Annotated in this window: 19 protein-coding genes and 2 pseudogenes; 7 read left to right on the plus strand and 14 right to left on the minus strand. The window is 62.2% G+C overall.

The window, feature by feature from the left end:
* Positions 1–302 (plus strand): PIN domain-containing protein (locus NKH90_RS30500; RefSeq protein ID WP_352822859.1); only part of this gene is annotated, 302 nt, incomplete at its 5' end.
* Positions 303–378: 76 nt separating this feature from the next.
* The gene (locus tag NKH90_RS30505; protein WP_352775481.1) at positions 379–915 is read left to right on the plus strand and encodes a GAF domain-containing sensor histidine kinase; all 537 of its coding nucleotides are present in this window, start codon (positions 379–381) and stop codon (positions 913–915) included.
* 64 nt (positions 916–979) lie between these two features.
* Here the strand turns inward: NKH90_RS30505 and NKH90_RS30510 are convergent, their stop codons facing one another.
* From NKH90_RS30510 to NKH90_RS30545, 8 genes are all read right to left on the minus strand, one after another.
* Entirely contained in the window at positions 980–1,315 is a 336-nt protein-coding gene (locus NKH90_RS30510; RefSeq protein WP_352474892.1) for a hypothetical protein, read from the minus strand.
* Between the two features lie 132 nt (positions 1,316–1,447).
* Entirely contained in the window at positions 1,448–2,563 is a 1,116-nt protein-coding gene (locus NKH90_RS30515) for an ABC transporter substrate-binding protein (protein ID WP_352771271.1), read from the minus strand.
* A gap of 73 nt (positions 2,564–2,636) precedes the next feature.
* On the minus strand, positions 2,637–3,572 hold the full coding sequence (locus tag NKH90_RS30520) for an SMP-30/gluconolactonase/LRE family protein (protein ID WP_352822861.1): 936 nt from the start codon (positions 3,570–3,572) through the stop codon (positions 2,637–2,639).
* Between the two features lie 29 nt (positions 3,573–3,601).
* On the minus strand, positions 3,602–4,657 hold the full coding sequence (locus tag NKH90_RS30525; RefSeq protein WP_352775475.1) for an ABC transporter permease: 1,056 nt from the start codon (positions 4,655–4,657) through the stop codon (positions 3,602–3,604).
* Positions 4,658–4,676: 19 nt separating this feature from the next.
* Positions 4,677–6,173 (minus strand): sugar ABC transporter ATP-binding protein, encoded by a 1,497-nt coding sequence (locus tag NKH90_RS30530; protein ID WP_352775473.1) that lies wholly within the window; start codon positions 6,171–6,173, stop codon positions 4,677–4,679.
* Between the two features lie 82 nt (positions 6,174–6,255).
* Entirely contained in the window at positions 6,256–7,140 is an 885-nt protein-coding gene (locus NKH90_RS30535; protein ID WP_352775501.1) for an NAD(P)-dependent oxidoreductase, read from the minus strand.
* Position 7,141: 1 nt separating this feature from the next.
* A complete protein-coding gene (locus NKH90_RS30540) occupies positions 7,142–7,714 on the minus strand; it encodes a gluconokinase (RefSeq protein WP_352822864.1) in 573 nt (190 codons plus the stop codon).
* The gene (locus NKH90_RS30545) at positions 7,683–8,420 is read right to left on the minus strand and encodes an SDR family oxidoreductase (RefSeq protein WP_352822890.1); all 738 of its coding nucleotides are present in this window, start codon (positions 8,418–8,420) and stop codon (positions 7,683–7,685) included. Before NKH90_RS30545 ends, NKH90_RS30540 begins: the two co-directional genes overlap by 32 nt.
* Positions 8,421–8,592: 172 nt before the next feature.
* Between NKH90_RS30545 and NKH90_RS30550 the strand changes: the two genes are divergently transcribed.
* Together NKH90_RS30550 and NKH90_RS30555 are read left to right on the plus strand one after the other, a co-directional pair.
* Complete coding sequence (locus tag NKH90_RS30550) at positions 8,593–9,513, plus strand: 2-hydroxyacid dehydrogenase (protein WP_352822893.1); 921 nt, start codon at positions 8,593–8,595, stop codon at positions 9,511–9,513.
* A gap of 14 nt (positions 9,514–9,527) precedes the next feature.
* Positions 9,528–10,559, plus strand: coding sequence for an L-idonate 5-dehydrogenase (locus NKH90_RS30555; protein WP_352822866.1), 1,032 nt, complete (start codon positions 9,528–9,530; stop codon positions 10,557–10,559).
* On the opposite strand, the gene NKH90_RS30560 is transcribed toward NKH90_RS30555, so the two are convergent.
* The 4 genes and pseudogenes from NKH90_RS30560 to NKH90_RS30575 form a co-directional block, all read right to left on the minus strand.
* Entirely contained in the window at positions 10,456–10,914 is a 459-nt protein-coding gene (locus tag NKH90_RS30560) for a heme-binding protein (protein WP_352822868.1), read from the minus strand. The genes NKH90_RS30555 and NKH90_RS30560 overlap by 104 nt on opposite strands.
* Positions 10,915–11,055: 141 nt before the next feature.
* A complete protein-coding gene (locus tag NKH90_RS30565) occupies positions 11,056–12,099 on the minus strand; it encodes a LacI family DNA-binding transcriptional regulator (RefSeq protein ID WP_352822896.1) in 1,044 nt (347 codons plus the stop codon).
* 604 nt (positions 12,100–12,703) lie between these two features.
* Positions 12,704–12,826 (minus strand): annotated as a pseudogene (locus NKH90_RS30570) (DNA-binding response regulator); the annotation flags it as partial.
* Entirely contained in the window at positions 12,823–13,740 is a 918-nt protein-coding gene (locus tag NKH90_RS30575) for a sensor histidine kinase (protein ID WP_352822871.1), read from the minus strand. The pseudogene NKH90_RS30570 and the gene NKH90_RS30575, both read right to left, overlap by 4 nt.
* A gap of 514 nt (positions 13,741–14,254) precedes the next feature.
* Here NKH90_RS30575 and NKH90_RS30580 point away from each other — a divergent pair.
* The 3 genes and pseudogenes from NKH90_RS30580 to NKH90_RS30590 form a co-directional block, all read left to right on the plus strand.
* The gene (locus NKH90_RS30580; RefSeq protein WP_352502783.1) at positions 14,255–14,557 is read left to right on the plus strand and encodes a BrnT family toxin; all 303 of its coding nucleotides are present in this window, start codon (positions 14,255–14,257) and stop codon (positions 14,555–14,557) included.
* Positions 14,541–14,813, plus strand: coding sequence for a BrnA antitoxin family protein (locus NKH90_RS30585; protein ID WP_352474883.1), 273 nt, complete (start codon positions 14,541–14,543; stop codon positions 14,811–14,813). The genes NKH90_RS30580 and NKH90_RS30585 overlap by 17 nt, the downstream gene beginning before the upstream one ends.
* 53 nt (positions 14,814–14,866) lie before the next feature.
* Positions 14,867–15,373, plus strand: a pseudogene (locus NKH90_RS30590) (ATPase domain-containing protein); the annotation flags it as partial.
* Here NKH90_RS30590 and NKH90_RS30595 read toward each other — a convergent pair.
* A complete protein-coding gene (locus NKH90_RS30595) occupies positions 15,359–16,180 on the minus strand; it encodes an ATP-binding cassette domain-containing protein (RefSeq protein WP_352541824.1) in 822 nt (273 codons plus the stop codon). The pseudogene NKH90_RS30590 and the gene NKH90_RS30595 sit on opposite strands and share 15 nt — an antisense overlap.
* On the minus strand, positions 16,180–17,166 hold the full coding sequence (locus NKH90_RS30600) for an ABC transporter permease (RefSeq protein ID WP_352774066.1): 987 nt from the start codon (positions 17,164–17,166) through the stop codon (positions 16,180–16,182). Before NKH90_RS30600 ends, NKH90_RS30595 begins: the two co-directional genes overlap by 1 nt.
* Between the last annotated feature and the right edge of the window lie 84 nt (positions 17,167–17,250).

A 17,250-nucleotide genomic window follows, 5' to 3' on the forward strand; every position in this document is an offset into this window, starting at 1 on the left:
TCCAGGGTCTCGCGCGAGCATCGGCCGAAGCCATCAAAAAGAACGCCAAGCCCACGGCCAACATGCTGGCGCAAGCCCGTGATACCGTCGACGCCTTTTTGATCGAGATCGCCGGCAAGGAAATCACGATATCCGGCGACATCGGCGACCGGGCGATCGAAGCCAGCATGAAATACGGCAAAGCAGTCGGGCACAAAGCCGATCTCAATTTCGGCGATTGTTTTGTCTACGCCTGCGCGAAGGCTCACCGGCTTGCCCTGCTTTACAAGGGCAATGACTTTTCACAAACTGATCTGGCGTAAGGCTTTCCTGGCCTTGTATCGCGGCGCGAGAGCCGATGGGCCCCTTTTGCATGCTTTGGGCGAATCGTCGTCTTTCATGGCTAAACGCAACAAGATCGTAGGTGCACTGGTCGTCAGGCGCCACAAGCCAGGTGCCTTCTATGAGCAAGTTGTCCATCTGCTGGAGACCTTCGCAGCCCAATCGGTGCTCGCGATCCAGAATGCCAAGCTGTTCCGCGAGATCGAGGAGAAAGGCCGGGAGCTGGAGGCAGCTAGCCGCCACAAGTCCCAGTTCCTCGCGAATATGAGCCACGAGCTCAGGATACCGCTCAATTCAGTCTTGGGCTTCACAGAACTGCTGGTCGACGGCATCTACGGCGAACTCCCGGACAAGGCGAAGACGACCGTCGCGCGCGTGCAGGCAAACGGCCGCCACCTCCTCGGGCTCATCAACGACGTACTCGACCTTTCCAAGATCGAAGCCGGCCAGCTCACGCTGGCGATCGAGGACTACTCCGTCGCGCAGATTGTTCGATTGACCGTTACGGCTGTCGAGCCGCTGGCACGAGCGAAAAGGCGGCGAGTTCTGGCGGCCCTGGGGACTGGTCCACCGCCGACGCGTGAACCCGTCTAAGATGCCGTTGGTGTCCAGTTTTGGACGTGCGTCGGCGATGTCGTGTGAAGCTTTTTTGATCATCCTATCGAGCGGTTGGAAACTCGTTGGCCTCGAAAACATGGTGATGCACACGGCCGGTGAACATCTTGAGCAGCTCTCCGGTCACATCGCGGCTCTGAAAGCGAACGTCGGAATGCAGCGCCTTGTTGCAGGCGTCCATGTCGGGATAACGGATGGCGAGCGCCATGGCATAGACGGGGGCGCCCTCATCCCGTGCCGTGCCATCCAGAACGCGCACCTCCTCGGCTCCAGGGAATTGCGTCCACAACGGCACTAGCCTTTCCCTGACAAAGCGCCGGAATTCGCTCTCGCGTCCGGGGTGGATTTCGCCTTCGAACAGGGCGTAGCGAATGATCATGGCGAGGGTTTCCTGATTTTCTGCGCTTGGGATGGCCGCCGGCCGGCAAGGGCAGGTCGCGGTGCAATCCGTGGATTTGTCGTGCGAATGAGATGCGGGCGCATCCCGTATTGCGCCCGCATCGCCGGGCTCCTACTTGCCCCAGATCTTCTTGTATGCGTCGCGGTAGCCATTGCCGGGGTCGAATGCGTTATTCGGCCCACCGTCGAACTCGACATTGTCGGCCGTCACCACATGCAGCGGCGACAGATAGCCCGACCATTTTTCGCCAGCGATGGCGCGGTTCAGCTCGTCGACCAATTGCCAGCCCTGCAAGTTGAGCGGTTCGGCGACGGTCACCTTCTGGAACTGACCGGCGCGAATGCGCTGATAGGCCGATTCCGAACCGTCGCCGGCGGCGACATTGATCGGCGCGTCGGTACCGGCTTTGCCGGCGGCGGCAAGTGAGGGTCCCATAAAGTCGAAATAGAGATCGTTGATCGCCAGCGAATGCGTCCAGGCATCGCCGTATTTCTGCAGCAGCGAAGTGGTCAGCTGCGGCATGCGCTGCGAAGTCTCGGCGATCGGCGTGTCGACATATTCGAGCACCCTGCCGCCCAGCCGCTCGATCTCCGCCTTCATCTTGTCGGCTTTGGCGATGGCGATGGCATAGGTCGAATCGGTGAAGATGACGACGCCGGGCTTGCCCTTGGCATCGGCGTAGGCCCAGTCGGCCGCGGCCGTGGAGACTTGCATGGCATCCGTCGACACGTTGGCGAACACGCCGCTTTTCTCGTCGGGCCCGATCACCGGTCCGGCATGCCAGGAGACCAACGGGATACCTGCGGCCTTGGCCTGTTCCAGCGCCGGCGCCTGCTCGACCGCGTCAAAACCGTTGATGACGATCCCATTCGGCTTCAACGCCATGGCTTGGCCGAAGGCAGCGGTGCGGCCGCCGATCGAGCCGGCGCCGTCAATCACCTTGACGTCCCAGCCGATCGCCTTGGCTGCTTCCTCGACGCCGTTGGTGACGCCCAGGATGCCGCCGTTCTTGAGGTCGCCGGCGAGCACGACGATCGTCTTGCCTTGCTGCGCCTTCGGACCGGTGGTCGGGCCATCCCAGGCCGTGACCTTCTGCGCATATTTCTGGACCACCGCCATGGCGTCGGCTGTGGCGTCCGCCCGTGCCTGGCCGGCGAACAGGACAGGAGCAGCGATTGTCATGGCCATCAAGGCGACGGATGATTTCAGGAATGTTCTGCGTTGCATGTTGGTACCTCCCTTGGTTTCAAGAAATTGCATGGTCTTTCAAACTCGGCTTTCGATTGGAGTTGGCGACATGTCACCGGCTGATGTCGCCCGCCACCGGACCAACACCGGCCGGATGTGCGTTGACGTAGATGGCGTAAAGGGATGTCTGCGCAGTGATGTAGAGGCGGTTGCGCTTGGGACCGCCGAAACAGACATTGGAAACGAGCTCGGGAACCAGGATACGGCCGATCAGGGTTCCGTCCGGTGCATGGACGCGCACCGAGTCGGCGCTGGAGGCCCAGATGTTGCCGTCGCGATCGACGCGAAAACCATCGAAGAGGCCAGCCCCGCACTCGGCGAAGATGCCGCCTGCAAGCGCCGAGCGGCCATCGGCGGCAAGGTCATAGGCCTTGATCGCGCGCGGCAGGCCGGGCACATGGCTGGCGCCGCTGTCCGAGACATAGAGGATCGTCTCGTCGGGCGAAAAAGCCAGGCCGTTCGGCTGCACCATGTCGGTGACAACGGCGCTCACCTCGCCCGAAAGCTCGTCGAACCGGTAGACATGGGAGCCGCCGATCTCCGCTCTGGCGATCTTGCCCTCGTAGTGGCTTTCGATGCCGTAGACCGGGTCGGTGAACCAGATCGTACCGTCGGATTTGACCACCACGTCATTGGGTGAATTGAACCGCTTGCCTGCAACGGTTTCGACAAGCGTCTGCCAACGCCCGTCATGCTCGAGCCGGGAGACACGGCGCCCGCCATGCTCGCAAGCAACGACGCGGCCTTCGCGGTCGAGTGTGTGGCCGTTCTGGTAGTTACAACGGGCCTCGAAGATGCTGACGGAACCATCGCTTTCGTCGTAGCGCAGCAGCCGATCGTTCGGGATGTCCGACCACAGCAAATGCCTTGCGGCGGGGACATACACCGGTCCTTCCGCCCAACGGCTACCGGTCCATAGCCGTTCGAGCTTGGCATGCCCGATCATCAGCTTGCCGAACCGATCGTCGAGAACCTCGTAGTCGTTCATTCCATGATCCACGGGTTTGGCTCGATTTGTCACTTCGAGGGCTGCGCGACGGTCTTGGTCCTGTTTCTTTGCGCTGCGCCGCGCTTGCGCTGGGCGTAGCCGGCAATGCCTATGGCGACGAGCAGCGTGACGCCGTTGAACAATGGCTCGACGAAGAACGAGCCGCCGAACTGCTGGATGCCGGAAATGCCGACCGCCAGGATGATGACGCCCGTCATCGTGCCCCAGACGTTGACTCGTCCAGGCTTGATCGTGGTCGAGCCGAGAAAGGCGCCGACGAGAGCCGGCAGCAGATACTCCAGTCCGACGCTGGCTTGGCCAATGCGAAGCTTGGAGGCGAGCAACACGCCTGTCAGCGCCGTCAGGAAGCCCGAGGAGATGAACGCCCCAATGACGAAGCGGCGCACCGGAATGCCATTGAGAGCAGCCGCCTTCGGGTTGGCGCCGATGGCATAAACGTAGCGGCCGATCGGCAGATATTCGAGGATGATCCACAGTGCGACGGCGATGCCAAGCACGTAGAGGCCGGTGATCGGCAGCCCGAACACCATCGTGCCGTTGAGCGCGTAGAAGCCGTTGGGCAACACGCCGACAACCTGCCGGCCGCCAGTGTGCCAAAGCGCCAAGGAATAGAGCACGGTGCCGGTGCCCAGCGTGGCGATGAAAGAGTCGATGCGGGCGACTTCGACCAGCAGGCCGTTGAGGAAGCCGGTCGCGGCGCCGAGAAGCAGCACTATCATCACTGCCAGCGGCCACGGAATGCCGAACATGGTCTGCAGACTGATGGCCAGGATGTGCCACAGCACAATGCCGTAGCCGACGGTGAGGTCGATGCGTCCCGACGCCATCGGGATCATCGCCGCCAGCGACAACAGCGCAATAATCGCCTTGTCGGAGATGATCGAGCGCAGGTTAAGCAGCGTCGGGAACGTGTTCGGCAGCAGGATCGAAAACAACAGGATCAGCAACACCGTCAGGATAACCAGCCCGTAGACCGGCAGCAGCCGGATAACCTTCTGCGCCATGGACAAATCAGCCATCTCGCCGCGGGTCGGTTCGAGGGCGCTGGATTCGATCGATTGCATGAGTTCGCTCCCAGAAAGATCAGGCGGCTTCGGAAGCCGATGCCGCGGTGATCACGGCGGATGTGGTGAGGTCTTTGCCGGTGAGTTCGCGAACGATCTGTCCTCGCGAAAACACCAAAGCGCGGTGGCAGATGTGGGCAATCTCCTCGAAATCGGTCGACACCACGACGACGGCGAGGCCGGCTTCAAGCGCGCGGCCGATCAGCCGGTAGACCTCAGCCTTGGCGCCGACATCGACGCCGGCCGTCGGATCCTCGGCGATCAGCAACGTACGCCCGGTGTGCAGCCAGCGCCCGACGACCACCTTTTGCTGGTTCCCACCCGACAGCGCCTCTATCGGCAGGTTCGGATCGTTGGGGCGCAGCCCGACGGAACTGCCGATCGCCTGCGCCAGCGCAGCCTCCTTGTGAGGCGCAAGGAAGGAAAACAGGCCGCGCTTGCCGGCGCCGGGATTGAGGAAACTGTTCTCACGGATCGACAAGGATCCAGCGATTGATTCTTCGGTCCTGTCACGCGCGATCAGGCCGATGCCGGACGACATCGCCGCGATCGGGCTGGACAGGTCCGGCACAGCCCCGCGGATCGTCACCGTGCCGGAAGAGCCCTGGCAGCCAAACAGCGCCCGGCCAACCAGTTCCTGCCCGGCGCCGCGCAGGCCGACCAGGCCGAGCAACTCACCCTTGCGCACGTCGAAAGACACCGGGCCGGCACCGGCGCAGACAAGGTCGCGGACAGCACAGATCGTCTCGCCGGCCTGCGTTTGAGCCTTGCTGAAAACCTGGCTGACCGGACGGCCGACGATCATCTCGACCAGTTCGTCCGGTTTTGTGTCGGCGACCTTCTTCTCGCCGACCAGCCTGCCGTCGCGCAGCACGGCGACGCGATCGGCGATGCGGAAAATTTCATCCAGGCGATGCGAGACATAGATCATGCCGACGCCGCGCTGCTTGAGCGGACGGATGGCGTCGAACAGCCGCTCGACCTCGTCGGCGGGAAGGCTGGCGGTCGGCTCGTCGAGCACCAGCACATCGGCCTCGGTAGCCAAGGCGCGAGCGATGGCAACCAGCGACTTTTCTGTACGGGTCAGATCCTGGACCCGTGTCGTCGGGTCGAAGTCACAGCCGACCAGCTTGAGAGCCTCATGCGCCCTCGCCTCGGTCGATCGCCAGTCGATGAGCCCGGAGCGAAGCGAAAAGCCTTGGGCGAGGCCGACATTCTCGCCGACCGTCATCCATTCGATAAGACCGAGATCCTGGTGAATGAAGGCGACGGGCTGGCGCTGGTTCGGCCGCGGCGGGCGATGATGGTAGGGCTCGCCGCGAAACAGGATTTGGCCGCCATCCGGCCGATAGATGCCGGCGAGCGTCTTGATCAGCGTCGACTTGCCGGCGCCATTCTCGCCGAGCAGCGCCAGAATCTCGCCCTTGTGCAGATCAAGCGTCACGTCGGAGAGCGCGCGGGTGCCGCCGAACTCCTTCGTAATTGACTTGAACTCGATCAGTTTTTGCTCGGTCACAATGCGTTCCTCCCGAGATCGCCCAAACGATGTTATCGATAACATTTCTAGGCGTCAAGCATCAAAGAATAAGGCCAACGGATCAGCTGGTGTTGCCGTCGAGCAGACGCATCATCTCGGCCGAGTCGTTCGGCCCCAATCCTGCCGCGCAGAGCAGGCGATGGATCTCGACCACCTGCCCGGTCATCGGCATCGGCGTCTTGGTTTTCAGCGCGAAGGCCTGCAGCGAATCCAGATCCTTCAGCATGTTGTCGATGCGGCCGGTGGCTGAAAAATCCCGGGCAGCGAATTTTGCCATGAACTCCTGCATGATGCTGGAGTCGGCCCGCCCGCCCTTGAGTGCAGCGGGGATTGCCTTCGGGTCTACGCCGCCGGCTTCGGCAAGCTTCACGGCTTCGGCGACAGCCTGGAACAGTACGGCGCAGAACAGCTGGTTGATCAGCTTTGTCGTCTGCCCTGCCCCACTCGGCCCCATCAGTGTGTAGTTGGTGCAGAGATGCCGCATCACCGCGCGCGCCTGTTCGAAGTCTTCAGCCTCGCCACCCGCCATGACTGTCAGCCTGCCGGCCAGCGCGCCGGGAACGCCGCCCGAAAGCGGGCAGTCGAGCCATTTCATGCCGGTCTCGGCAGACAGCTTCCCGGCCATCTGCGCGGTGTCGACAGGATCGATCGAAGACATGTCGATCAGCAGCTTTTCCGACGACGCCGCAGCAGCGACACCACCATCGCCAAACACCACCGAACGCACGATATTGGCATGGTTGAGACTGAGGACGATGAAGCTGCTCGCCCGCGTTGCTTCCGCCGCCGACGCGGCGGCAGCCGCACCCTTGGCGGTCAGGGCGGCGACCTTGGCCTTGTCCAGATCGAATACCGTTACGGCTTGCCCGGTCTCGATCAGGCGGGTGGCGATCGCCGACCCCATGATGCCGGCACCGACAACGGCGACTTTTGCTGGTTGCGTCATTTCAACGTGCCTTTTTCCTTGATGCTGGCAGGGTCGACCCAAGTGCACCCAGACCCTGCGACACTCTATCGGCAATCGTGTCGACAGGCGCGTCGATGTCCACTGTGACCACCAGCGGCTCGTCACCTGGATGCTCCAGTGTGGCGAACTGGCTGTCGAGCAGCGCGGGCGGAAAGAAGTGGCTGCGGCGCTCGGCGAGCCTGGCTTGCAGCAGCGAGCGCGACCCCTCCAGGAATACGAAAAACAGCGACCCGCCCGCCGCATCGCGAAGCCTATCGCGATAGGATTTTTTCAACGCGGAACAGCTGACGACTAGCCCGCGACCCTCCTCATGTGCATGGCGCAAGGCTGCGCCCAACAGGTCCAGCCAAGGCCAACGATCCTCGTCGGTAAGCGGCATGCCCGCCGACATTTTCTCGACATTCCCGCGCGGGTGCAGCGCGTCGCCTTCGACAAAAGCGAGCCCTAGACGAGCCGCGATCGCGATGCCAATGCTGGTCTTGCCGCAGCCGCTGACACCCATCACGACGATGGACCAGGACTCAGAGGCAGGTTGTGATGCCGCCATCGACATAGAGCGTGTGTCCATTGACAAAGGATGAGGCCGGTGCAGCCAGAAAGATCGCCGCGCCGACCAGTTCGCCGACGTCGCCCCAGCGACCCGCCGGTGTGCGGTTGGTCAGCCAGGCTGAAAACTCGGGATTGTCGACCAGCGCCTGGTTGAGCGGCGTCTTGAAGTAACCCGGCGCAATGGAATTGATCTGCAAGCCATGCTTCGCCCAATCGGCACACATGCCGCGCGTCAGGTTGCGCACAGCGCCTTTCGTGGCCGTATAGGGCGCGATGTTCGTCCGTGCCAGTTCGCTTTGCACCGAGGCGATATTGATGATCTTGCCGCGCCGCCGCGGGATCATGTGCCGCGCCACCGCTTGTCCCACGAAGAACACGCTGGAGATGTTGGTGCGCAAGAGTTCCTCCCATTTGTCGGCGGGGAAATCCTCGAGCGGCATTCGGAACTGCATGCCGGCATTGTTGATAAGGATATCGATGGCGCCGATCGTCGCCTCGATCTCCGCGACGCCGTTCGCCACCGCAGCATGATCGGTGACGTCGAAGACGGCGCTATGGACCTTGTGCCCCTTCGCTGTCAGTGCATCCGCAGCTGTTTTGACCTTTTCGGCGCTGCGTCCGTTGAGCACGATTTCGGCGCCGTGCTGCGCCAACCCCTCGGCCAGCGCCAGGCCGATCCCCTGTCCCGAGCCGGTGACCAGCGCCCGCATGCCGGTCAAATCGAACAATGAACTGCTCAAATGCTCCTCCTGAGCAATGTTTCCTGAGCGGCCACGATTTGCAGCGCAGCGCCGCCAGTCCCTATTGACATGAATGTTATCGATAACATAGTCAATGGAAAAATGAATCCGCACAGGAGACGACGCCGTGACCGACATTTTGATGACAGGTCCCTATCCCGATTGGGACATGGCAGATCTTGAGGCGAAATATCGCGTCCACAAACTTTGGCAGTCCGAGGACAAGGACGCGTTGCTCTCAAGCCACGCCGGCGCGATCCGCGCCATAGCTACGCGCGGCGAGCTTGGCGCAAGTGCTGCGCTGATGAGAAAGCTGCCGCAGCTCGAAATCGTTTCCTGCTATGGCGTCGGCACCGACGCCATCGACCTTGCCTATGCCAGGGCGAACGGCATTCGTGTCACCAATACACCTGATGTTCTAACCGAGGACGTAGCCGATATCGGGATGGGGCTGCTGCTCGCCGTGGCGCGAAAAATCCCGCAGGCCGACGTCTATGTGCGCGATGGGAGCTGGCGCAAGGGCAATATGGGGCTGGTCACGCGTGTCTGTGGAAAAAGGCTGGGCATTATCGGCATGGGCCGCGTCGGTGCGGCGGTGGCGAAGCGCGCCGCTGCATTCGACTGCACGATTTCCTATTTCGACAACCGCAAGCGCGACGATCTTCCTTATGCTTTTGTCGGCGATCTGGTCGAACTGGCGCGCGACAGCGAATTTCTGATCGTAACGCTCGCCGGCGGCGAAAGCACAAAACACATGATTAATGCGTCGATCCTGGCAGCGCTCGGAGCAGACGGTATCGTCATAAATATTTCGCGCGGCAGCACGATCGACGAGACCGCGTTGCTCGCGGCCCTGGAATCCAGTGCCATCAAGGGTGCCGGGCTCGACGTGTTCTGGAACGAGCCAACCATCGACGAGCGCTTCCTGAAGCTTACCAACATCGTGCTGCAACCGCACCACGCCAGCGGCACGGTGGAGACCCGCAAGGCCATGGGTCAGCTCGTTCGCGATAATCTCGCGGCCCATTTCGGTGGACAGACCTTGCTGACACCGGTCGTCTGAGAAGGGATCACATCATGAAGTCGATCGTCATCCACGCCGCAAAAGACCTGCGGATCGAGGAGACCGATCCGGGCTCCCCTGGCGCCGGACAGGTCGAGATCGCGGTCGAGGCTGGCGGCATCTGCGGCTCGGACCTGCATTATTACAACCATGGCGGCTTCGGCGCGATCCGCGTTCGTGAACCCATGATTCTTGGCCACGAGGTTGCGGGCACGGTGCGGGCCCTCGGCGACGGCATCTCCACACTTGCGGTCGGCGATCGCGTGGCGATCTCGCCCAGCCGGCCCTGCAATGCCTGTCGCTACTGCCTGCAAGGCATGCAGAACCAGTGCCTCGACATGCGCTTCTATGGCAGCGCCATGCCGATGCCGCACATACAGGGGGCGTTCCGCCAGCGCCTGGTCGCCGAGGCGTGGCAGTGCCACAGAATAGCCGACCACATCTCCATTAACGAAGCCGCTTTTGCCGAGCCCTTCGCGGTGACGCTGCATGCCATGAACCGCGCCGGCTCGCTGCTCGGCAAGCGGGTTCTGGTCACCGGCTGCGGGCCGATCGGCGCGCTTTGCATCCTCGCCGCACGAGCCCACGGCGCGCGCGAGATAGTTGCAACCGATGTCATGGACGGCGTGCTGGCGAAGGCCCTGGAGATCGGTGCCGACCGTACGATCAATGTCGCGATAAATAGCGAAAAGCTCGCCGCTTATAATGTCGACAAGGGTAGTTTCGACATGATGTTCGAGGCCTCTGGCAATGAGCGCGCGGTACGTGCAGGGCTCGATGTCCTGAAGCCGCGCGGCGTGCTCGTGCAGCTCGGTCTCGGCGGCGATCTGTCGATCCCGCAGAACCTCATCGTCGCCAAGGAGATCGAGATGCGGGGCACTTTCCGTTTCCACGAGGAGTTTGCGCTCGCCGTCGACCTGATCAATCGCCGCCGGGTGGATGTCAAACCGCTACTGACAGGCATCTATGCTCTCGACGAGGCGGTCGCGGCTTTCGACATCGCCGGTGACCGAAACAAATCCATGAAGGTTCAGATAGCGTTCTGAAGATCCTTCGGTTGCGCTGGAGGCGCATCGGCACATCGCATGAAATCACGTCGGCGCCAACCGCCGCCAAGGCGGCGTGTGCCACATCGAAATCCTGCTCGCCGGTTCCCGACCCGACGCCGATGCCGCCCGCAAGGCGTCTGCCGAAGCGGATCGGCAAGCCCCCGGGCAAATTGGTCACGTCGCCCTGCGATGCGATACCGGCTGAGAGCGCCACTTCGAACGCCATGCCGCCAGTAGCGGCGTTTATTGACGCCGCGGTGCACGCCTTCGCCTGCGCCGTACGCATGCTGAGGAACCGCGCGCCATCCATGCGCAGGCTGGCGAGGACTTCGCCGCTCGCATCGACGACCACGAGACATTGCGACGCCCGTCGTGACGGCGCGCGCTGCTCCGGCTGCAACGGCTTTCAAGGCACCGTCATGCGTGAGGGTGATGGTCTCGCGAAACATCGCTGCTGGGCTGCCCTTCGCTGCGTTTGAATCGATGCAGGAACTCAGGTGCTTTCGCGCTCGATGACGCGATAGCTTGTGAGGACGATTTCTTCGCCGTGTCGTTTCTCGTCGCCTCGGATCACCTGGATCAATCTGCGGGCGGCCTGTTGCCCGATGCCGTAGCAGTCGACATTCACGGTGGTGATGCCGGGATGGCAAAAGGCGGCTACCTCGTAGTCGCCGAAGCCGGCAATGGCGATGTCCTGCGGGATCCGCATGCCCCGGCGCTTGCATTCCATCAGTGCGCCGAAGGCCGAAAGGTCCGAAACGCAGAGTACGGCTTGCGTGTCCGGCCAGCGCTCCAGCATGCTGACGACGGCCTGGCCTCCCTGCTCGATGGATATCGGCGGCACGCCAAAGGAAACGAGGCGCCCGGTTGGCAGGCCGAGCTCCTCAATGGCTCTGACAAAGCCTTCGCGCCTTTGGCTGCCGCGCGTGTCGCGCGAGGTCGTGCCACCGATGTAACCGAATTTATTGTAGCCTTTTCTGGCCAGCGTCTTGACGAGAAGCCCCATCGCCTCTTCGTTGGAGAATCCGACCACCTGATCGATGGGTTTCGCCGGCAACTCCCAGGTTTCGACTACAGGGATGCCCGCGTTTTTAAGAAGCCGGCGGGCGCGCTCCGTATGGGCGCCGCCGGTCAGAATGATGCCTTCGGGCCGCCGACGGAGCATCGCTTCGATCAGCTTTTCCTCCTTCTCGACCGTATAGTCGGTGTAGCCGAGCAGAAGCTGGAGTCCCGTGCTCTCCAGTTCATCCGTTATGCCGCGCGCCGTATCGGCGAAGTTGGAATTGTTGAGTGATGGAACCATCGCGGCAACAAATCCAGTCTTGCGCGAGGACAGGCTGCCGGCCGATTGGTCGAGCACGTAGCCGAGGTCGTTGACCGCGACCATGATCTTTTCCCGCGTGGCCTTGGAAACGAGGCTGCCCTCTTTCAGGGCGCGTGAAACCGTCATGGCGGACACACCTGCCCGCCGCGCCACGTCGACCATCGTCGGGGCGTGGCTCTCGCCCGGTCTCGATGAGGCGGCCTTGGCCATCATGCCGCTCCACCAGCCGGCAGCGATGTGCCTAAGCAAAACGCTGGACACTCGGGCACAAGCTCTCTGCGGCGTCCGGCATCGCTCATGAACCACCCGTTGGAATCAACTTCACGCAAGGCATGTTATCGATACCATGTCAAAAGACAACAGCCACATACGGCCCAAGCGTAAACATGGTCATGAGCACCGGTTTGGGCCGCGATCACACTTTGGCTCTACTGCCGACGACGATTGCCGAATGAGGTCCGCCCGACAGGACCGGACACCGTTTCTTCGATGCCTGCCGGGCGTGGGTGCGCCAGCTCTGTCAGCCAGCCCATAGCGAGCAAGTCGACGGTGTAGGCGACGGGATCAGGAGCAGCAGGGCAGGAACGCCCGCCATTGGGATGCCGGCACCACACGATAGACCGCCTTCATGTACTTGGCGCTCCCGAGCAGATAGATCGCCGGTCCGCCAGTGAGGATCAGGACTTAGGTTAGGCCGTCTTGAGCGGATCATGGGAATGCGCCAGCACCAGATCGTTGCCGACGGCGGCGGCGATGACCCCGCCGACCAGGATCCCGTGGGCATAACGAAGCCTATCTGCCGAATTGTCGGAGGTTAGAACTCTTCCGCCGAGGAGAACGACTTCGCGTTGAAACCGAACGCTCTAAGCAGGTCTGGCAGGGACTCGCGCACGGATTCATCGTCGTCGACGACAGACACGAGTGGTTGCACAACTTTCATCGAATCCCCGCTGAACTCTGCGCATTGCCCATAGCCGATGCGCGCATGGTGCCGACCTCGCGAAGCCCTTCCCCGAAGTACTCCGGGATGGAGAATGAGAACGTAGCACCCGGGCCACGGTTCCGTTCAGCCCACAGGCGTCCGTTATGGCTCTCTATGATGGTGCGGCTGACGGACAACCCGATCCCCATGCCCTCGCTCTTGGTTGTATAGAACGCCTCGAAGAGGCGCGCCGTTCCTTCCGGCCCGAAACCAACGCCGGCGTCCTGTACGGAGAGGTGCACGTGATCGTCTTCGTCCAATTCGGTTCTGATCACCAGCTGCCTCGGGCGGTCATCGACGCCGCTCATCGCATCGGAAGCGTTCCGCAGCAGGTTTATGATTACCTGTTGAAGCTGGACCCGGCCACCGCCGACCGGCGGAAGCCCGCCGGCGAACTCGGTGTGCAGCACCACCCGGTTTCGTTGAAGATCGCCGGACGACAGTGCAATCACCTCTCGCGCAGCCTCGTTCAGATCAATTGGTTCGATCGTTGGGGGCCGTTTGCTGAAAAGCGCGCGCAATCGTGCAATCACGTCCGCCGCACGATTGCCGTCGCGGATGGTGCGGCGCGCGGTTTCTTGCGCGACCTCGATGTTTGGCGGGTCGGCCGCCAGCATGCGAAGGCACGTGCTGGCATTAGTAATGATTCCTGAGAGCGGCTGATTGACCTCATGCGCGATCGAGGCCGTCATTGCGCCGAGGCTCATTACCCTCGTGAGGTGGGCGAGTTCCGACCTAAGTTTGTCGTGCGCCTGCGCCAACAGCCGGCTTTGTGTCACGTCCTGAACCGCGCCGACGCATTCCAGTCGACCGGTATCGTGCTTTATCACGCGGCCGAATACTCTGACGTGTTTAATGCTGCCATCAGCCATGAGAAGCCTGATGTCGTATTCGGGATTGTCCCGACCGGAGCGCACCCGACGGGCGGCTGCACGATGCCAACAGCCTTGATCGTCGCCAGCAGCAGGGGGCCTGCGGGCTGGACTTGGAACGGCGCGCCTTGTCGGGATTGTCCTTGAGCGAGCGCGGATCAACGAATTTCAGTTCCATGGGAATGCTCCTTGGAGGTTGCAGACGCGGCCTTTCAGCGGTCCTTTCTCGTCTTCCTTCCGAAGACATCCCCCTGCCCGCGGAGCGGGCGGGCCGGTGCAACCGCCTGGTGAGCATCCCTGCCCGGCAGGACAAGCGGGGCTTTCAGCCCTGCGCCGGACGACGCGGCCGGGATTGCGAGGCTGGCGGTTGAGCGTCAGCGCCACCGGTCTGGCCGATCAGCGAGGGGGTTTTCCTTGCCTCCATTTCCTCTCCCTATGCTGTCCAAATCTGCTGGGCGGAGCGCTCACGCCTGACGGAGCTTGAAATCCGCGTATATTATAGCAATATACATCGATGATCGAATGGGAACGGATTGCCGGCTTCGACTGGGATGCGGGCAATGCCCGCAAGAGCATCGACAAGCACGACGTCAGCCAGGCCGAGGCGGAACAGGTGTTCTTCAACGAGCCGTTGCTGACCGTTCCCGACGCAAAGCACAGCGCCATCGAGCAACGAATTCATGCTCTGGGGCGCACCGATGATGGAAGGCTGCTGCACATCACCTCCACGCTTCGGGACAAGGACACCAAGATCCGGGTGATTTCCGCCCGGGATATGAGCCGCAAGGAGCGAGGCTACTATGACCAAGACAGCTAAGCCGGTTCCGACCTTTGCATCGGAGGCCGAGGAGCGCGCCTTCTGGGAGTCCAACGACTCCAGTGAGCATGTCGATTGGAGCAAGGCAGAGCGGGTCCGCCTGCCCAACCTCAAGCCGTCGTCGACCTCGATCTCGTTGCGGCTGCCCAATAGCCTGCTCGAACGGATCAAGGTCGCGGCGAACAAGCGCGACGTGCCCTATCAGTCCCTTATCAAGACCTGGCTGTCCGAGAAGATTGACGCCTCTCGAGGCTAAGGAGGCCGGCCTTAAGCCGCCTCTACCTCTCCCGGGTAACGAGCGGCAATGCCGATCTTGACAGGATGACGAGCGGGGGCTTCTTCCGCGACAGCGTTACGCTGGTCAGCGGCGCGACCGGCACCGGCAAGACGCTGCTGGTGACCAATTTCCTGGCCGGTGGCGTCGCGGCCGGCGAACGCTCCTTACTGGTTGGCTACGAAGAAAGCCGCGGTCAGCTCATTCGCAACGCGCGCAGTTGGGGTGTCGATTTCGAGACGATGGAAGCGGAAGGCGGGCTCAAGGTCGTCTGTCTCTATCCGGAGGCGCAAAGCCTTCCCGACCATCTGCTGATGATCCGTCAATTGGTCGAGGAATTCAAACCGGATCGGCTTGCCATCGACAGCCTTTCCGCGCTCGAACGCATTGCGCCGGAGACCGGCTTTCGCGAGTTCCTGATCAGCCTCACATCCTTCGTCCAGAACGGATTCAGGCGACCCGCTTTAGGTCTTTGTTTTATGCATGTCGTTCTCCCAAGACCGAGCTCACTTTTGGGCGACATTGCATTAGCGAAAAGCTGATGCTGCCGGTTTTTCGAACTTCGCCGCGCCGGTCATGATGGCGACGACATCGCCCATGGTGTGGGTTTTCGGACTGACCACGGCCGCACGTTTGCCCAGGCGCATGATGTGGATGCGGTCGGCGATTTCAAAGACGTTCGGCATGTTGTGGCTGATCAGGACCACCGGCAATCCGCGCTGGCGGATCGCCCGGATCAGGTCGAGAACCTGGCCAGTTTCGCGCACGCCGAGTGCTGCCGTCGGCTCATCCATGATCGCGAGCTTCTTGGCGAACAATGCCGCTCTGGCGACCGCGACGCCCTGACGCTGGCCGCCTGACAACGATTCGACCGCGCTGCCGATCGACGGCAGGTGGAATTTCAGGTCCGCCATGCTGCGCTCCGCCTCCGCGCGCATACCCTTCTTGTCGAGCATGCGCAGCACATTGCCGAGGAAGCCGGGGCGGCGGCGTTCCCGGCCGAGAAACAGGTTGCTGGCGATGTCGAGCGCGGCCGCAACGGCGAGATCCTGGTAGACCGTCTCGATGCCGAGCTTGCGTGCTTCCAGCGGACCCTTGAAGTGGACGGGTTGGCCGTCCAGCAGAATGTCGCCGCTGTCGGGGACGATCGCGCCAGTCAGCGCCTTGATCAGCGAACTCTTTCCAGCGCCGTTGTCACCGACCACCGCCAGGATTTCGCCGGCGCGCAGTTCGAAATCGACACCGTCGAGAGCGGTGACGTGGCCGTAGCGTTTGACTACGTTGCGGGCTTCGAGGATGACGCCACCCGGGGTGGTCACCACTGGCGCTCTCGGCTCGACAGGCGTCATCACCGCCTCCCCCTGGTCAGTTGATCGAGCGCGACCGCCACGATCACGAGAATGCCTGTGATCAGATCCTGCCAGAGCGGATCAATGCCGGCGAGCGTCAGCCCGTTGCGCAGGACGCCGACGATCAGCGCGCCTATTAGGGTGCCGATCAATCCGCCCCGGCCGCCGAACAGGCTGGTGCCGCCAATGACGACGGCGGTGATGGAATCGAGATTGGCGGTCTGCAAGGCATTGGGGTCGGCATTGGGGATTCGGCCGAGCGCCAGCCAGGCCGCGATCCCGTAAATGAACGCCGCTAGGACGTAGACCGACAGGAGGAGCCGGCCAACAGGTATACCGACAAGCCGGGCGGCTTCCGGATTGTTGCCGACCGCATAGACATGCCGTCCCCATTGCGTCTGGTTGAGAAGGAACCAGACCATTCCATAGAGGAGGAGCATGATGATGACGCCGTAGGTCACGATGAAACCGTTCAGGCGGATGGTGTTTCCCGTCCAGCCGAGAAATTCGTCGGTGACCGCAAAAGCCCCGCCCGCCGAAATCAGCCTGAGCGCGGCGGTGATGATGCCCAATATACCGAGGGTGACGATGAAAGGTGGCAGGCGCAGGCCGCTGATGAGGCCCCCCGCCGCGACACCGGCCGCCGAGCAGGCGAGAACGGCCAAGGTCATGGCCGCGATCGGATCATAGCCGCTGTTGGCCAGTTTTCCGGCAAGGATGGTGCCCAGTACGCATATTGCCCCCACCGCGAGGTCGATGCCGGCGGTCAGGATGATCAAGGTCTGGCCAATGGCCAAGGTGCCGATGATCACCGTCTGCTGGAGAATGATCGACAGGTTTTGCGTGGCGAGAAAACGCGGATTGGTCAGGGAAAAGATCACGCCGAAAGCGAGCAGTACCAGCAATGGGCCCACCGATGGCGTGCCAATGACCTTCTTGGCAATGCTGGACGTTCCGCCGAAAGAGAGTGCCGATGGCGAATTCATAAGTGCCCTCTGGAACAGTCGCCGCGTTCCCAGCCTCAAGGGTCGGGCCGGAAACGAACGGGACCATGCCGACACAGATATACC

Origin of the sequence: Mesorhizobium sp. M0898 (assembly GCF_040319695.1) — a bacterium.
Lineage (GTDB): Bacteria > Pseudomonadota > Alphaproteobacteria > Rhizobiales > Rhizobiaceae > Mesorhizobium.